Source organism: Bacteroidota bacterium, from assembly GCA_005882315.1.
Classification (GTDB): domain Bacteria; phylum Bacteroidota; class Bacteroidia; order Chitinophagales; family Chitinophagaceae; genus VBAR01.
Window position 1 is genome coordinate 665,931 of sequence record VBAR01000003.1, and the last position, 16,752, is coordinate 682,682.

Annotated in this window: 20 protein-coding genes; 5 read left to right on the forward strand and 15 right to left on the reverse strand. The window is 38.1% G+C overall.

Going from position 1 to position 16,752, the window contains the following annotated elements; all coding sequences use genetic code 11:
* Position 1 precedes the first annotated feature (1 nt).
* The 12 genes from E6H07_16390 to E6H07_16445 form a co-directional block, all read right to left on the reverse strand.
* A complete protein-coding gene (locus E6H07_16390) occupies positions 2–118 on the reverse strand; it encodes a 50S ribosomal protein L36 (protein ID TMI62978.1) in 117 nt (38 codons plus the stop codon).
* Positions 119–134: 16 nt separating this feature from the next.
* Positions 135–353 carry a translation initiation factor IF-1 gene (infA, locus tag E6H07_16395; protein TMI62979.1) on the reverse strand — a complete coding sequence of 73 codons (219 nt, stop codon included), beginning with the start codon at positions 351–353 and terminating at the stop codon, positions 135–137.
* Between the two features lie 122 nt (positions 354–475).
* On the reverse strand, positions 476–871 hold the full coding sequence (locus tag E6H07_16400; protein ID TMI62980.1) for a hypothetical protein: 396 nt from the start codon (positions 869–871) through the stop codon (positions 476–478).
* Between the two features lie 64 nt (positions 872–935).
* A complete protein-coding gene (locus E6H07_16405) occupies positions 936–2,054 on the reverse strand; it encodes an ABC transporter permease (GenBank protein ID TMI62981.1) in 1,119 nt (372 codons plus the stop codon).
* Position 2,055: 1 nt separating this feature from the next.
* On the reverse strand, positions 2,056–3,162 hold the full coding sequence (locus tag E6H07_16410) for an ABC transporter permease (protein ID TMI62982.1): 1,107 nt from the start codon (positions 3,160–3,162) through the stop codon (positions 2,056–2,058).
* Positions 3,163–3,166: 4 nt separating this feature from the next.
* Positions 3,167–3,913: an ABC transporter ATP-binding protein gene (locus E6H07_16415; protein ID TMI62983.1), complete on the reverse strand. Its 747-nt coding sequence runs from the start codon at positions 3,911–3,913 to the stop codon at positions 3,167–3,169.
* A 1-nt stretch (position 3,914) separates the two neighbouring features.
* Positions 3,915–4,829: an ABC transporter ATP-binding protein gene (locus E6H07_16420; protein ID TMI62984.1), complete on the reverse strand. Its 915-nt coding sequence runs from the start codon at positions 4,827–4,829 to the stop codon at positions 3,915–3,917.
* A 1-nt stretch (position 4,830) separates the two neighbouring features.
* On the reverse strand, positions 4,831–5,772 hold the full coding sequence (locus E6H07_16425; protein ID TMI62985.1) for an HlyD family efflux transporter periplasmic adaptor subunit: 942 nt from the start codon (positions 5,770–5,772) through the stop codon (positions 4,831–4,833).
* A gap of 10 nt (positions 5,773–5,782) precedes the next feature.
* Positions 5,783–7,051: a TolC family protein gene (locus E6H07_16430; protein TMI62986.1), complete on the reverse strand. Its 1,269-nt coding sequence runs from the start codon at positions 7,049–7,051 to the stop codon at positions 5,783–5,785.
* A 5-nt stretch (positions 7,052–7,056) separates the two neighbouring features.
* On the reverse strand, positions 7,057–7,683 hold the full coding sequence (locus E6H07_16435) for a TetR/AcrR family transcriptional regulator (protein ID TMI62987.1): 627 nt from the start codon (positions 7,681–7,683) through the stop codon (positions 7,057–7,059).
* Between the two features lie 161 nt (positions 7,684–7,844).
* The gene (locus E6H07_16440) at positions 7,845–8,795 is read right to left on the reverse strand and encodes an NmrA/HSCARG family protein (protein TMI62988.1); all 951 of its coding nucleotides are present in this window, start codon (positions 8,793–8,795) and stop codon (positions 7,845–7,847) included.
* A 273-nt stretch (positions 8,796–9,068) separates the two neighbouring features.
* Complete coding sequence (locus tag E6H07_16445) at positions 9,069–10,226, reverse strand: homogentisate 1,2-dioxygenase (protein ID TMI62989.1); 1,158 nt, start codon at positions 10,224–10,226, stop codon at positions 9,069–9,071.
* Positions 10,227–10,421: 195 nt separating this feature from the next.
* Between E6H07_16445 and E6H07_16450 the strand changes: the two genes are divergently transcribed.
* Positions 10,422–10,832 (forward strand): NUDIX domain-containing protein, encoded by a 411-nt coding sequence (locus tag E6H07_16450; protein TMI62990.1) that lies wholly within the window; start codon positions 10,422–10,424, stop codon positions 10,830–10,832.
* 1 nt (position 10,833) lies between these two features.
* The gene (locus E6H07_16455; protein ID TMI63094.1) at positions 10,834–11,328 is read left to right on the forward strand and encodes a metallophosphoesterase family protein; all 495 of its coding nucleotides are present in this window, start codon (positions 10,834–10,836) and stop codon (positions 11,326–11,328) included.
* Here E6H07_16455 and E6H07_16460 read toward each other — a convergent pair whose 3' ends face one another.
* On the reverse strand, positions 11,329–11,913 hold the full coding sequence (locus E6H07_16460; protein ID TMI62991.1) for a VOC family protein: 585 nt from the start codon (positions 11,911–11,913) through the stop codon (positions 11,329–11,331).
* Positions 11,914–12,111: 198 nt separating this feature from the next.
* Between E6H07_16460 and E6H07_16465 the strand changes: the two genes are divergently transcribed.
* Positions 12,112–13,245, forward strand: coding sequence for an aminotransferase class I/II-fold pyridoxal phosphate-dependent enzyme (locus tag E6H07_16465; protein ID TMI62992.1), 1,134 nt, complete (start codon positions 12,112–12,114; stop codon positions 13,243–13,245).
* Between the two features lie 28 nt (positions 13,246–13,273).
* Here the strand turns inward: E6H07_16465 and E6H07_16470 are convergent, their stop codons facing one another.
* Together E6H07_16470 and E6H07_16475 are read right to left on the reverse strand one after the other, a co-directional pair.
* Positions 13,274–13,738: a hypothetical protein gene (locus E6H07_16470; protein ID TMI62993.1), complete on the reverse strand. Its 465-nt coding sequence runs from the start codon at positions 13,736–13,738 to the stop codon at positions 13,274–13,276.
* 92 nt (positions 13,739–13,830) lie between these two features.
* Positions 13,831–14,955, reverse strand: coding sequence for a hypothetical protein (locus tag E6H07_16475; GenBank protein TMI62994.1), 1,125 nt, complete (start codon positions 14,953–14,955; stop codon positions 13,831–13,833).
* Between the two features lie 66 nt (positions 14,956–15,021).
* Between E6H07_16475 and E6H07_16480 the strand changes: the two genes are divergently transcribed.
* Positions 15,022–16,059, forward strand: coding sequence for a tetratricopeptide repeat protein (locus tag E6H07_16480; GenBank protein TMI62995.1), 1,038 nt, complete (start codon positions 15,022–15,024; stop codon positions 16,057–16,059).
* A 40-nt stretch (positions 16,060–16,099) separates the two neighbouring features.
* Complete coding sequence (locus E6H07_16485; GenBank protein ID TMI62996.1) at positions 16,100–16,747, forward strand: ribulose-phosphate 3-epimerase; 648 nt, start codon at positions 16,100–16,102, stop codon at positions 16,745–16,747.
* Positions 16,748–16,752 lie beyond the last annotated feature (5 nt).

The window sequence follows — 16,752 nt, forward strand, 5'->3', positions numbered from 1 at the left end:
ATTATCCCTGGCGCTGCTTGAAGCGGGGATTCTTTTTGTTAATTACATACAGCTTGCCTTTACGACGAACGATTTTGCAATCAGCGCTGCGCTTTTTAATTGATGCTCTTACTTTCATTTTATTAAGCTTTGCTTTACTTGTACCTGAATATTATTCTTCCCCTTGTCAAATCATACGGGCTCATTTCCACTCCCACTTTATCACCCGGAAGAATGCGTATATAGTTCATTCTCATTTTCCCGGAAATAGTTGCCAGTATTTCATGACCATTTTCAAGCTTCACTTTAAACATAGCGTTTGAAAGTGCTTCAATTATTACTCCATCCTGCTTGATTAAGGCCTGTTTCGACATATAGTTTTTGGGAGCGCAAAGATATAGGTATGTGCCCGAAAAAATGAAAAACCTCCTGATTTTTTTCAGGAGGTTTAAAAATATCTGGATAACCCTGTTGACAAAGCCTAAAATAATGGCTGTCAGGGCATATCAAGGTGTATTTTAGTCATATCCATAAAGAGATTCTGGAAATGATGGACTCCGATAGGCATTCCGAAATGTCGTCTGTCCTCTCTCCACCACATTTCCACATTTGAGAAGTCGCCTTTTTTGGGTGTTAAGAGCCTGAAAGAATCTTTCTTATACTTTACGCCACCATCCAGTTCTTCTTTTGTAAAACCGAATCGCATCAGGTGTTCTTCACTCAGGCTAACCGGCGTCATATCCTCAGGACTGTACCAGAAATCCTGGACGCCATTATTTACGAGTGCCTGGTTTTCTTCCAGGCTGGTAGAAACAACTCTTCCTTCACGCATTACACCATCATCATTTACCATGATAACATCTCCGGATTTAAGTTCATTGATTTTTAGCATAGCAATCTGTTTTTTCGTTATCCGAATATAAAAAAGATTGCCAACTTCATAAAAAAGATTTTAATCAACTTCTTTTGTGGTAGCTGATAATTGCCCAGCCATTGAACACTACAGCGAAGCCACCCATTTTCAGTAAGTGGTACTTAATATCAGCAAGATTACTTCCTTTTAAGACCACCATTCGCATGACTTCAATAAAATAAGACACCGGATTGAACCTGGTTATCCATTTAGCCCATTCCGGCATGCTATCGATAGATGTATAGAGACCACCAAGCAATATAAAGATCATCATTAAGAAAAAGGAGAGTAACATGGCTTGCTGCTGATTGACGGAATAGGTCGAAATAAGTAAACCCAAACCTAAAACTGCGAGGAGATAAACAGCAGCAAAAACATAGATAGTAAAAAAGCTTCCGGCAGGAATAATCCCATATGCCAGCCTTGCAATTGTTAACCCAATGGTGAGTACGACCAATCCCAGGATCCAAAAAGGCAAAAGTTTTCCAAGGATAAAGTGAAATTTCTTTATTGGGGTCACATTGATCTGCTCAATGGTGCCGATCTCTTTTTCTTTTACAATATTAATAGCAGCGAGATTGGAACCTACCATGGTCAATAAAATAACAAGTATGCCAGGCACCATGAAGTATTTATAATTCAGCAACGGATTGAACCAGTTGGATGATGTTATTTCTATTTGTGTTTCGGGACTGAATTTTGGAAACTGAATCCACTCGGCCCTTACTTCCTTGTTAAAATCCTGGATGATCGTTCGCAGGTAGGCTCCGCCAAGATTTGCTTTTGTTCCGTTGATGGCATTTAATGCAATGAAAAGCTTGGCTTCGTTTTCTTTGACCAGGTCTTTTTCAAAACGATCAGGTATTTGTAAAACAAGATCTGCATTATCTTTTTCTATTTCTTCCAGGGCATGTTCATAGGAGGCCGAATAATCAGTAAGAATAAAATATCCTGATGAAGTGATCTTATTCCTCAATTGACGTGAATATTCGGAATGATCATGATCAACGACAGCAAGCTTGATGTTTTTAATTTCATAATCTGCCGCCCAGGGCAAAATCAGTAACTGGATTACAGGCATGATAAGAATTACCCGCAGTATTCCGGGATCACGGAATATTTGGCGAAACTCTTTACGTAATATGAATTTTAAAGTTCTCATATCATGCTAATCTTATTTTAAATCGTTTAATAGCCATTGTTAAAAAGAATGTCATCATGCCCGCAAGTATCAGTGTTTCTTTCCAGACACCGGCTATGCTAAGCCCTTTTATCATCACTGATTTCACAATTATGTAAAACCATTTTGCGGGAACGATATTCGAAATAATTCGTAAAGGCAATGGCATATTTTCCACCGGGAACATAAAACCGCTGAGCATAATTGTCGGAAGGAATAATGCAACCAATGAAATGAACATAGCTGTTTGTTGCGATGCGGCCCTCGCTGAAATTAATAAGCCAAGTGACAATGATACTAATGTGAATAAAATACTTTCAAATGCGAGTAACCCTATGCTTCCATTGATCGGGAGTTCAAGAGCAAACACACTTAATAATAATATAGTCGCGATATTGATGGTAGATAATAATAAATAAGGAACTGCTTTTGCAATCACTACCAATTGTGGACGCATCGGCGATACAAGCATTACTTCCATTGTGCCCATTTCTTTTTCTTTTACAATGGTGATCGCTGTCATCATCGTACATACCAACAATAATACCATCGCCATAACACCAGGCACAAAATTGAATGCGCCTTTTAATTGGGGATTGTAAAGCATCCGCATTTCTGTATTGATAGTATATGGAAGCTTTCTATCATTTGTGATCCGGTTCTGATAATCATTGATAATTGCTGTAGCATAATTAGTGAGCTGGTTGCCCGTGTTTGGATCGGCGGCATCAGCAATTATTTGCACTTGTGCTTTATTGAAATGCTGAAGGTCTTCACCAAAATGTTGCGGAAAAACGATAGCCAATTTTATTTTTCCCTTTCTAAATTCCTCCTCGATTTGTTTGTAAGTGACAATATTTCTTTCCAACGCAAAATAGCGGCTTGCATCTAATTGCGTAGTAAGCGATGTAGTGGCTGCATCTTTAGAATTATCAAGTATTGCAATGTTTGCATTCTTTACTTCATTGGTTAAAGCGAATCCAAATATTACGATTTGTACGACAGGCATCCCGAGCAGGATGAACATAGTTCTTTTGTCCCGCCAGATGTGAAAGAATTCCTTTTTTACAAATGCAAAAAATTGTTTCATATAATCAATCCGCTGCTCTTACAGCTTTTCTTGCTAACATTAAAAACACTTCATCCATAGTTGAGGCATTATATGTCTGCTTCAATTGAGATGGTGTATCCAGTGCCTCTATTCTTCCATCTACCATTATACTTACACGATTACAATATTCCGCTTCATCCATATAATGTGTCGTAACAAATACGGTTATTCCTTTATCTGCCCCTTCGTAGATCATGTTCCAGAACTCTCTTCTTGTTACCGGATCAACACCGCCCGTTGGCTCATCCAAAAAAACAATTTCGGGTTCATGAAATATAGCAACTGAAAATGCAAGTTTTTGTTTCCAGCCTAATGGCAAAGATTTTACTAATGTATTCGCTTCCTTTTGCAAATGAAGATGATCAAGAATAAAAGCTGTTTTTTGTTTAATGAACTTATCCGTCATTTGATAAATGCCACCATAGAATTCCATATTCTCTTTTACTGTCAGGTCTTCATACAAAGAAAATTTCTGACTCATATAGCCAATGCTCTTTTTTATTTTTTCATTTTCTTTATATATGTCAAAGCCTGCAACAGTTGCCTCACCTGATGTTGGTAATGAAAGACCACAAAGCATTCGCATGGCAGTTGTTTTACCAGCGCCATTGGCACCAAGAAATCCAAAGATCTCTCCTTTGTGTACATCAAAGCTGATGTGATCGACTGCAGTGAAGTCACCAAACTTCTTAGTCAGGTTATTTGCTGTTATTACTTTATCGTTGCTCATCTTAATTTTTCATTAATGCAATAAAACAATCTTCTATATCTGGTTGAGCCGGCTGCAAAACTGCATTTTCATTATTATGCTCTGCAATAAATTGACGAAGCAATGGTTCACCGGACCTATCTTTCATCACCACATGATGAAACTCGCCAAAAGGATAAACATCTTCTACAAAATCTTTTTGCAGTAACTCATTTAATAGTTGAAGCATCTTTGTTGATTTCACCGCCCATAATGGTTTTGAAAAACTATCAACTATACCCTGCGGGGTACTAATCGAAAGAATTTTTCCTGTTTGAATCAATGCAACCTTATCACATAAACTTGCTTCGTCCATATAAGGTGTAGAAACGAGAATGGTGATTCCTTGTTTCTTTAAACCCTTCAACATTTCCCAGAATTCTTTACGGCTTACTGCATCTACGCCTGTTGTAGGTTCATCCAAAAACAAAACAGAAGGACGGTGTATCAATGCACAGCTCAATGCCAGTTTTTGTTTCATCCCCCCGGAGAGTTTCCCAGCTTTACGTTTTTTAAATGGCTCGATCTGTACATAGATATCTTTTATCAGGTCGTAATTTTCTTCGATAGTTGTATTGAATATCGTTGCAAAGAAGTTGAGATTTTCTTCCACTGATAAATCAGGATACAGTGAAAACTTTCCTGGCATATATCCAACTCTTTTTCTTATTACTTTAAAATCTTTTATTACATCAAAGCCGTCTACAGTTGCTTTTCCGCTATCAGCCAGCAATAATGTTGTAAGTATCCTGAACAAAGAAGTCTTCCCTGCTCCATCTGGACCGATGATGCCATATAACTCTCCTTGTTGCACATCAAAAGAAACATCACTTAATGCAGCTACCTCTTTTTTCTTGCCGTAGGTCTTAATGATATTTTCTACAACGACTGATTGCATTTTACTTCAGTTTTACTTCGCCATACATTCCTATTTTCAAAAAACCGTCATTCTTCACTCTTACTTTTATAGCATATACAAGGTTCGCCCTTTCTTCTTTTGTCTGAATTGTTTTAGGCGTAAACTCTGCTTTATCAGAAATCCAGATGATGGTCCCGTTGTATTCTTTATATTTTTTTGCGCCTTCATCAATCATGACCTTTACTTGCTGGCCTAATTTGATAGTTGGCAACTGAACTCCCGTTACATAAGCTCTCAGGTTCAGTTCTGATAAATCAGCGATCTTGTACAAAGCTTTGCCTGCTGACGTTACTTCTCCTGCCTCAGCATATTTGCTTATTACCGTTCCGGTAGTTGGGTTTACAATATTTGCTCTTTGCTCCTGGTCTTTCAATTGTGCAATTCTTTTATTTAATGGCTCTGTTTCGCTGAGTATGCTTCGGTTTTGCGTAGCGATATTATTTTTTTGAACATTTATCTGCTGTTGTGTTACACTCATGCTTTTTTTCACCACATCGATCTGCGCATTGATGTCATCGAGTTGCTTACCGGTTGCAGCATCTGCTTTTAAAAGATTTTCAATCCTTGTTTTTTCATGCAGCATATTATCCAACTGGGACTGCTGTACGGCAAGCTGGTTTTGCAGTAATTGTACTTGCGGAGTTACATCAGAGGTTTTTTCGCTTAATGCGTTAATACTTGCTTCCACCTGTTCCAGTTGCAAGGAAATATTTGTGGCATCAACTGTTCCAATGATACTGTCTTTGCTTAACTGCATTCCTTCTTTTACATTAAATGAAAGGATCTTACCTGATAATTCTGATGAAACGATCACTTCATCCGCTTCAAATGTACCCGAAGCATCAAATCCGTTTCCATTTCCATTACAGCCTGCAATTATTAAAGCGATCCCGGCTGTTGCTGTAAAAAATAATTTCTTCATTTCCGCTGGTTTATTGTTTTCCTGAAATTGTTTGATAATTTATTTGCGCCTGTAATAGTTGTATTTGGTGTGTAATTAAACTTTGCCTGGCCAGGTCTTCCGCATTTACTTCACGCAGGTAATCGTTGGCGTTGATCACACCATTTTCAAGTTGTGCTTTAGCCGCATCTTTTATTTGTAACCGCAGATCGATGATCTCCTTATCTGTACGAACAAGCTGCTGCAACTTATCTACTTCAGAATACTGCTGTTTTAGTTGTGTATTTGTATTGAGCAAAAAAACTTCCTTTTGGATGTCAATTGTTTTCAGATTCAGCTCTAAAATTTTCTTTTCTCTTTTTTCAGTGTATAGTCCTCCAATTGACCAGCTCATTCTGATTCCCGTGGTATAAAAGAAATCAAAATCATTTTTGAAAAGATTCAGAGCGGGTCGACCATAACCACCCTGGAAGAACAAACTTGCTTTTGGTCTGTTTCTGGAGTCAACTAAATTGAACTGGCTTCCTAATAATTTCTCCTGCGTAGAATATAATTTTAACTCTGGTCTTTGTATATCGTTTGTAAGAGCTGAACCGTCAGTAGTGGGTCTTTCGAGTTTTGTATTCTCTGGTAATTGTTGATTGATGAACAAGCCCAATACATCGATATATCCTTTTCTTGATGCTTTCAATTCAATGGCCCGCTGATCGGTTTTGAGAAGTTCTGCTTTTAATACATTCAAATTGGATTTGAATGCAACGCCATTATTTACCTGGGCCTCTACTCTTTTTATTCCGTTATTCAGATCTGTTTTTATCAGGTCGATTTGTTTCAATTGTTCATCGAGATACAATACGCCAAGAAAAAGCTGATTGATCCTTTCTTTAATTTTATACAATTCAACTTCTATTTTCTGCTGTTCAACTTCATCAGAAAGTCCCTGCATATTTTTTTGTTGTTTGATAGCACCGCCATCATAGATCAGTTGATTGACATCAGCCAATAATTTGTATTGATCTTTATCCAGGATCTGTACAATAACTCCAGGGGGAATACCTGGTAAATTCGGTTCTGTGACCGCAGATTGATAAGTAGCCTGCCCGCTAAAAAATATTTGGGGGAGAAATCCCTTACCAAGATTATCAACTGAATATTCCGAAGTTTGTTTTATCAGCTCCCGTTGTTTGATCAACGGATAATTCTGCTGAGCCAGCTCGTAAGCTTTTTGCAAACTCAGGTTCCCTGTCTGTGCATTAAGCAATCCTGGTAAAAAAAAGATCGCTGTTAGTAGTCGTTTCATAAAAACTATTTCTTAATAGAGTCAATAATAAATTTCGGAATCTCTGTTTTCCGTTGTTCCATTATTTGTTTAAACTGCGCCTCGCTCAACCGCAGGTTCCTAGTCATCATTGGTTTGGCAACAAAGGGAAAAATCGTCATGGATAAAAGATTCATGAGCAAATGAAGGGGTTGAATTCTTTTGATAGTCCCCCTCTTAATTTCTGCTTCGATCTGTTCAAGAAATTTTGCGGGTTTTGGCAAATTTTCCTTGCCCCAAATTTTATACATAAACTGATCCGGGTCACGGTTGATCTCATTCATTACAAACCATGGCAGGAAAGGGTTCTCCTGCATTTCATCAATATATTCGGTTACAAAATTTTCAATCTTTCCAAAAAGTGGGATATCTGAATTGAAGATAGCATTGATCTTAGGAAAAAATTTCTGGGCTTCGGCAAGGAATACAACTTCAAACAATTTGTCTTTATCCGTGAAATAATAATGCAGTAATGCTTTATTAATACCAGCTTCATTTGCTATATCCTGCATACGGGCACCCGCCATGCCTTTTGTCATGAACACCTTTTGAGCTGCTGCCAGGATCTTTTCTTCAGCAGAGCCATCCTTAATATTTTTTTTCTTTTTAACCATATGGTTTAACCATTTGGTTAACAAATGTAGGAAGAGATTGTTTGCAGAAAAATTATTTCTTGTGAATTGACGATTTTAAAGTGTGGATTGAAGAATTAAGGAGATGAATATTGGAAGAGGCATAAAAAAAGGGTCTTTTTCAAGACCCCGATAGTAGTTGATCAATCAAGTGGTATCTTTTTGGCATTCTTAGAAAGCCATTGGTCAAAATTCATCAGTTCCGGATTTAATTCTCTCGTTTCTTTTACATCACGCAGGTCATTTAACTTTTCTTCAAACTCATCATATATCTGGAACATATTGCCAAGGTCATCGGCACCCGGAAAACCAAAGCTGCGATAAACTTCAGCAGGTATTTTATTATAAATAACAGGTTCACCCAATGCCTTGCTTAATGCATCTGCCATTTGCTGACCAGTCAGGTGCTCCCCAGCAATACCGACATCCTCGTTTGTATGCGCATCCGGGTTTTTAAAAACTCCATAAGCACATTTTCCAATATCATCAGTAGCTATTCCAGCCATCTTTGCATCACCGATTGGTAAAGTGAGTGCAAGTTTTCCATCGGGGCCTCTTTTAGGACCGGCACCGAAGAAAATAAAATTGTCCCAGTAAAAAGAAACATGAAAAAAAGTAGTCGGCACGCCGGCTTCTTTAAAAAATTTATTTGATTCTCCCTTTGCATCAAAATGCGGCACTTTATACATTTCTTTAAGTGTAGGCATGCGGTCATCGTGCAGCGGCACCAGCTCACGTGTATCTTCCAATGTTGACCAGATCGCATGTTTTATTCCTTCTTCTTTAGCAGCTTTTGCAAAAACAGCAGCTTCTGCTTTTTCTTGTTCAGGATTAAAATGCGCCCAGAAGAATGTAACGAAGAAAGCACCATAAGCTCCTTTCAATGCTTTGTGTACAGATGCTGAATCGCTAAGATCACCATACACAACCTCTGCTCCTAGCTTTGCCAACTCTTTTGCTTTATCTGAATTAACATCCCTTGTTACAGCACGGGCTGTAAACTCTGAATTTGGATCTGCACAAATTGCACGAACCAACCCGCCACCCTGTGCTCCGGTAGCGCCAAATACTGTAATAATTTTTTTAGCTGCCATAAGATTTAAAATATTTAATGACCATGAATAATAGACTGGCCGAACAAAGCCTGTCGGGATGATAAATTTAAAACAGATAATGATAGTAAAAGTTCAAACAGGAAAAAATTCCGGATATCGAATCTTTGGGAAAAGGAATTGATAACTCACAATTGCTTTCTTTCTTCATTGCTCAATAGAATTTATTGAGGATACAAGAGTGCCCTTCGACAAACTCAGGGTAAACTTGCAACAGAAGTCTAATCAAGGTTCAAAAGCTGGTATCATAAAAGTCTACTCCGCCCAACTCATTACATAATCCTTGTTCTCAATATCCAAAGCCTGTTTAGTTAGCATCAGTGGACGGAAAGTATCAACCATTACAGCCAATTCTTTTGTTTCTTTAGCCCCAATGCTTTTTTCAACAGCACCAGGGTGTGGCCCGTGCGGAATACCTGCAGGATGTAGTGTTATCATTCCCTTTGTTACATTTTTACGGCTCATAAATTCTCCGTCCACATAGTAGATCACTTCATCACTATCGATATTGCTATGATTGTATGGCGCAGGTATAGCATTGGGATGATAATCGAATAATCGTGGCACAAATGAACACACAACAAAAGCATTGGTTTCAAAAGTCTGGTGTACTGGCGGCGGTTGATGTACACGGCCTGTGATGGGCTCAAAATCATGAATTGAAAAAATATACGGGTAGCAGCATCCATCCCAGCCTATTACATCAAAAGGATGCGTGCCATAATGCAAACCGTATAGCATTCCTTTTTTCTTTGCCTTAATGAGGTAATCCCCTTTTTCATCAAAGGTTTTTAAATTCTGCGGCGGCCTCATATCCCGTTCGCAGTAAGGAGCATGTTCCATCAGTTGACCAAACTTACTCATATATCTTTTGGGAAAACGCAGCGGAGTAAATGATTCTACAATAAACAAACGATTCTTCTCATCCTTGAATTCTATTTGATAAATAGTACCCCTGGGCAAAACAATATAATCCCCATAACTAAATGGCAATTCGCCATATTGTGTATGCACAGTGCCGCTGCCTTCATGTACAAATATCATTTCATCTGCATCTGTGTTTTTATAAAAATAATTATACATGCTTTGCTGTGGTGCAGCGAGTACAATATGACAATCGTTATTCACCAGCACTGGTACCCGGCTCGACAGATAATCTTTTATCGGCGGCACTTTAAAGCTTTCGAAACTGCGGTGCTGCAACATTTTTTCTTCTGCTATGATGGGCGATACATCTACTTGTGGTTCGGTTTTTATTATTTGTGTTGGCGGGTGACAGTGATACAATAATGAATAATCATCGCTGAAGCCTTCTGTTGAAAAAAGTTGTTCGGCATACAGGCTTCCATCTGGCTTGCGGAATTGTGTATGGCGTTTGTGCGGAATGGATCCGAGTGTATAGTAATGAGACATGATTGGAATTATGAGTTATGAATGATGAATTATGAAGATAGCTGTTAGTTTTTAGCTAATAGCTATTGACTACCAGCTTTTCTTCGTGATAATTCGAGAGTAGATAAAAGGAAAATGTATTTCCATTTTCTTTTATCGATCCAATATGTGAAATTGCGGTGAAATAGCATAACCCAGTTTCAATTTATAAAGTTAATGATAACATCTCTTCCTTGTGCCGGTCTTATTTATATTGAAGACAAAAAATTATTACTGGCTTTCAGTAAAAATAAACAATGTTTCTATCTACCGGGTGGTAAAATAGATGAAGGCGAAACCGCTGCCACAGCATTATGCCGCGAAATAGCGGAAGAACTGAATGTCTATCTCCAGGAAGATGAATTGGAATTTTATACACATATCTCAGCCCAGGCTTATGGTGAAAAAAATGGAGTGATAATGGAGCAGGACTGTTTCCTGGCTGAGAAAACAGAGGAACCCGAAGCTTCGGCAGAAATTGGTGAGTTAAGATATTTTACATTAAAAGAATATTTAGCTGAAAAAAATAAAGCTCCCGGCGCTGTAATGGTGCTTGAACTTTTAAAAGAAGATGAACTTATTGATTGATATGATAAGAATTGGTTTGATATCAGACACACATGGTTTTTTAGATGAAGCAGTATTCAAGCATTTTGAAAATTGTGATGAAGTGTGGCACGCAGGTGATTTTGGAAATGAAGAATTGGCCAAGAGATTAAAAGATAAAAAGAATTTGAAAGGAGTGTATGGAAATATTGATGGACAAGATATTAGATCTGAATACCCGGAACAATTGGTTTTTATGTGTGAAGATGTAAAAGTAATGATGCGGCATATCGGTGGTTCACCGCCCAAATACAATCCTGAGACAAGAAAAGAACTGGCAATACACAAACCAAAGCTTTTTATCAGCGGTCATTCACATATACTTAAAGTGATCTATGATGATAAGATCAATTGCCTGCACATCAATCCGGGTGCAGCAGGCAAACAAGGTTGGCATAAAATCAGGACCATCATACGGTTTTCCATTGACGGCCCTGATATTAAGAATTGTGAAGTAATTGAATTAGGAAAGCGATGATCAGTTATGCGACATTGTTTCCATCTGGCGATATATTTCTTTTTCCGGAACATCCTTAATATGAGTAGCCAGTATCCATGTATATCCAAATGGGTCATTAATGCTACCAACCCTGTCACCATAAAACTGATCTTCAGCTGCCATTACTAATGTTGAGCCGTTTTGTATTGCCCGTTTTAGTGTTTCATCTACATCCGGTACATACACATGAAGCTGTACAGAGTTTCCGTTCACCGATTTTGCACTCTTGTTCCCAACCTTCGGGTTTTCTTCTGCAATAAAAAACAAAGAATCGCCGATATTCAGTTCCGCATGCATAATTGTCCTGTCTGCATTATCTAAACGCATCTTTTGTGTGGCACCAAAAACATTTGTGTACCATTTCAATGCAGCATCTGCACCTTTAAATGCAAGTGATGGAATAATTGCACGGTATCCCTCCGGGATAAAAGATTTTTTTGCCATAATAATTAGGTTTAAAAAGTGATTAAAAAAAACACAAAGCCCCCATTCATTTTTTAAATGGAGGCTTGAGTGGTGTATGCAGCAAAATTGTTGCCACAGATTCCAATGATGAAACAACATATTCTAAACTCTTTCAGTTTGCGGAAAGAATGTCAATTACTTTTCAAAAAAAAACTTCAGCAAGAGGAAAAGATTTTTTTTGAGACACTACTCCTGCTTCATAACCTCATATAAATGATTTAGTCTCCTGCCTTCTGTGTAAAATTTCTTTTCATTCAATAGAAATTGGCGTAGCTTTTCTGACATTAATATAATCGTATGCCAGACAATTCATCACGCCGCCAGTGGTTGAAACAAACTTCATTAGCAGCATTAGGTTTAGGTTTCTCATTCCGCTCAATGGGTAATGAAGATGGGTTAATCAGAAGTTTCGGTTTAGATAATAAAGTACTTAACCTCGGTGCTAATGAAAACCCGTATGGCATTTCTGCAAAAGCAAAACAGGCGATACTTGATATGATGAGTGAAGCAAACCGTTATTCATTTAATGTTGCCAGTCTTCAGACATCGAAAAAACAGGTGGCTGATTATTATAGATTAAATGAAGACCAGGTATTGTTTACGGCAGGTTCGGGAGAAGGACTTGCATTGCTGGCCCGTCATTTTAATAAAGGCAATATCGTAACTGCTGATATAACCTTTGGCATTTTACCCAGCACAGCGAAGAAAATCGGCACTAAGGTTATTGAAATTCCATTGACTGCCGGAAAAGTTCATGATCTGCCGGCTATGATGGCCGCTATCAACAAAGAAACACAACTTGTATATATCTGTAATCCTGCTAACCCATCTTCAACAATTGTAAACCATGAATCGTTAAAAAGCTTTTGTGAAGAAGCATCAAAAAAAACTGTTGTATTAATTGATGAAGCCTATAATGAATTCCTTGACAACGGTGATAGCCAATCAATGATCGGGGTAATTGATAAAAACCCAAATGTGCTGGTGATAAAAACATTTTCCAAAATACATGCGATGGCGGGGTTAAGGATCGGTTATATCATTGGCAACGCCTCGTTGATAAGCAAACTACAGCCCGATTATTTTCAAAGCACACAATTCTGCATTAGTAACCTGAGTATGGCTGCAGCAATGGCGAGTCTTACCGATGAAGATCACAAAATGATAAGTCGCAAAAAAAATGAAGCTGCACGGAGTTATGCATGGAATGAAATAAAAAAAATGGGGATTGATCCCATTCCTTCTTCTACCAATTTTATTTTTTACCCTGTAAAAAAATATACAGGCAACTATGCAGAGGACATTTTTGATAAACATAAGATCTTACTCCGATCAAATAAATACAGTGACGGGCAATGGGCAAGAGTAAGTGTTGGCACTATGGAAGAGATGGAAATTTTCTGTTCAACATTGAAATCATTCGCTGGTTAGTCCCGCTTTCAGCAGGACTCAAACTTTTTTACATCCCCGGAAACCAGGGTCGGCCTATATTCTCCCTGAATGGCCAGGGTATTGAAATAAGGATGACTAGCAATGCCAGCCCATAAAACACCAATGATCTTTTATGTTTTGTGCCATCGGGTAAATTTTTCTTTGCATAAGAGTAACCAATATGTACCAGGATAATTGCGATCAACATTCCGATCGTATGTTCTACTGCCCAGAATCTTGAAGCTCTGTCTTTCATAACTGCACTCATACCGGCGTTTTGGATCATTTTCAAACCAAGAGGCCCGGTGATCCATTGATAGATCCCAATCAGTAATGTGATATCGCAGGATATCATCAGGAACAGTCCAATTTTTTTATCCGTATTAGTAAAAGGTCTTCCTTTTGCTAGGAGATGGCGATAAAAAGCCACAAACAATAGAATTAAGATTATCCAACGCAGCAGGTTGTGAGTGTGCAGCAGTCCGTTGTACATGGCAAAAATTTAGAATGTAAAATAAAGAATATAAAATGTAAAAGTCGCGGCAAATTTACATTTTGAGTTCTACATTCTGTATTTAGAGTTTCTTACTCAACCCAATCTGCGATAAACACATTGGTATCTCTTGTACCACCATTACTCCTGTTGCTACAGAAGATTATTTTTTTACCATCAGGCGAGAACATTGGAAAAGCATCAAACCCTTTATCACGGCTGATCTTTGTAAGATTACTTCCATCTTCATTAATAGTATATAAATTGAATGGAAACCCTCTTTTATATTCATGATTGCTGGCAAAAATGATCCTTTTATTATCAGGCATATAAGCAGGAGCCCAATTGGCCTGGCCAAAAGCAGTTACTTGCTTTATGTTGTTGCCATCCACATCAGAAATATAAACTTCCATGTTTGTAGGTGCTACCAAATTTTCGGCAAGTAATTCTTTATACTCTTTTATCTCTGCTTCTGTCTTAGGCCGGCTTGCCCGCCAGATCAGTTTTTTTCCATCTGGGCTAAACCATGCTCCTCCATCATAACCCAGCATATTAGTGATCCTTTTTTCTTTACCCGTTTTTAAATCCATTAGATAAAGATCAATATCGCCATCCTTATCACTCGTATAAAGCATTTTTTTTCCATCGGGACTCAATGTTGCTTCTGCATCATAGCCTTTGGCCTTTGTCAATTGCTTTACAACTTTACCATTCAGGTCAGCCATAAAAATATCATAGCTATCATACAATGGCCAGATATATTTATTACCGTATTTTTTTCTGTCAGGAACCGGCGGGCAGGTATCCGCACCGAGATGAGTAGATGCATAAATAATATGCTTGCCATCTTTCATAAAAGCACCGCAGGTAGTTCTTCCTTTGCCAGAGCTCACGGGCTTGTAAGTAAATTTTTCTCCCAGCTTTGGCACTTTACCAATAAACATCTGGTCACATAGAATTCCATCTTTAGGATTGGTACGTTGAAAAATTATCCATTTACCATCAAAACTGAAATAAGCTTCCGCATTATCACCACCAAAAGTCAGTTGTTGAATATTTTTAAAATGCTTTTCGTCAGGATAGTGAAGAGTGTCTTCGGGGAGTGATGTCCCGATAGTTATTGGGATGCTAATGGTGAGTGGCGCATCAACTTTGAAGGATGTTAATCCTGTTACCACTAAAGAAACAATTACAAGTACCAATAAAATTTTCCGCATAGAATTCCGTTTTAGAACGGCGACAAAGTTATAGGTATTCATTATTGCTTTTGTCAGCAAATTGTCATGCAAACAATCCTCAAATCAGTTAGTTTTGAAGCCATGAAAAATCTGGTTTCTCCAATTCTCATAGTACTTATAATAACTGCTGGTTGCGGCAATAACGAGGAAAACTCTCCTTACAGTAATATTTACAATTCACCCGGGCTGAAAACCATTAGTGACAGCATCAGGAAGTTTCCAGGTAATGATGCTTTATATTATCGTAGAGCCAACCAGATACTTGCGATGAATTATAATTTTACAGATGCTGCTATATATGATCTGAAAAAAGCCTGGGGACTGAAACAATCGGAGGATTATGCAATTGACCTTGGTTATTTACTCCAAAAAAGGAATGCAGACTCTGCAGTTATTTTTCTTATGGATGCCAAAAAGAAATTTCCTGGCAATCCAGAACTCGGTTTTTGCTTAGCCGAAGCGTATATAAAAACTAAAAAAACTGAACAGGCATTGGCTGAAGTCGATGGTATTATTGCTAAAGACCCTGCTAATAGGTATTTACTCGAAAGAAAAGTATCCGTATTAATGCAGCTGGATAAAAAAGCTGAAGCCATTGCAATACTCGAAAGACTTTTTGATGCAGGTAATAAATATGTTGGCTCAGACCTTGCCTTTTTACTGGCCGAAGCAAAGAACCCTAAGGTGCTGGTAATAGCTGATGATATGATAAGATCAGATTCGGCACAGGAACATGCCGAGCCCTACTATTTTAAGGGCATCTACTATTCTAACATCGGTGACAAAGCAAAGGCAATGGAATTATTCAACCGTGCTATCCAGAATGATAAATTTTTTATTGACGCATGGATAGAAAAAGGTAAAACACAATTTGAACTGAAACAAATTGCAAATGCCAAAACCACTTTTGATAAGATCATTGAAATATCACCTGAAACAGCAGACGCTTTTTACTGGCGTGGAAAATGCAATGAAGAAATGGGAGATAAAGAAAAAGCGAAGATCGATTACTCCTTAGCTTATGCATTAGATAAAACTTTGACCGAAGCCAAAGAAGCGGGAATAAGAATAAGTAAACAGTAATTGAAGATAGCTTTGTATCTTGCAGCGCAAATTCCACGAAATGCCAATCATCGCACCCTCTCTCCTTTCTGCCAATTTTATCAATCTTGAAGCCGATTGCAAAATGCTGAATGAAAGCCAGGCCGACTGGTTTCATCTTGATGTGATGGATGGCCGCTTTGTTCCCAATATTACTTTCGGGCCCATGATCATTGAGTTTATAAGAAAGACGACAAAAAAAGTTTGCGATGTTCACCTGATGATTGTAGAACCGGAAAAATATGCTGAGCAATTTAAAAATGCCGGGGCTGATATTCTTACTGTTCATATTGAAGCATGTACTCATTTACATAGAAATATTCAACAGATAAAATCGTTAGGGATGAAAGCCGGCGTGGCACTAAACCCACATACTCCCGTTAGCAAATTAACAGAAGTACTTCACGAAATCGATTTGGTTTGCCTGATGAGTGTGAACCCGGGTTTTGGCGGACAAAAATTTATTCAGCAAACACTGGAAAAAATAAAACAGCTCCGCAAAATGTGTAACGATAAAGGATTGAAAACACATATTGAGATTGATGGCGGCGTTACGCTGGATAATGCAAAAGAAATTCTGAATGCCGGTGCCGATGTGTTGGTGGCAGGCAATACTGTTTTTAAATCTCCTGACCCAGCTGCAACAATAGCACAACTGAAAAAAATGTAACAGTC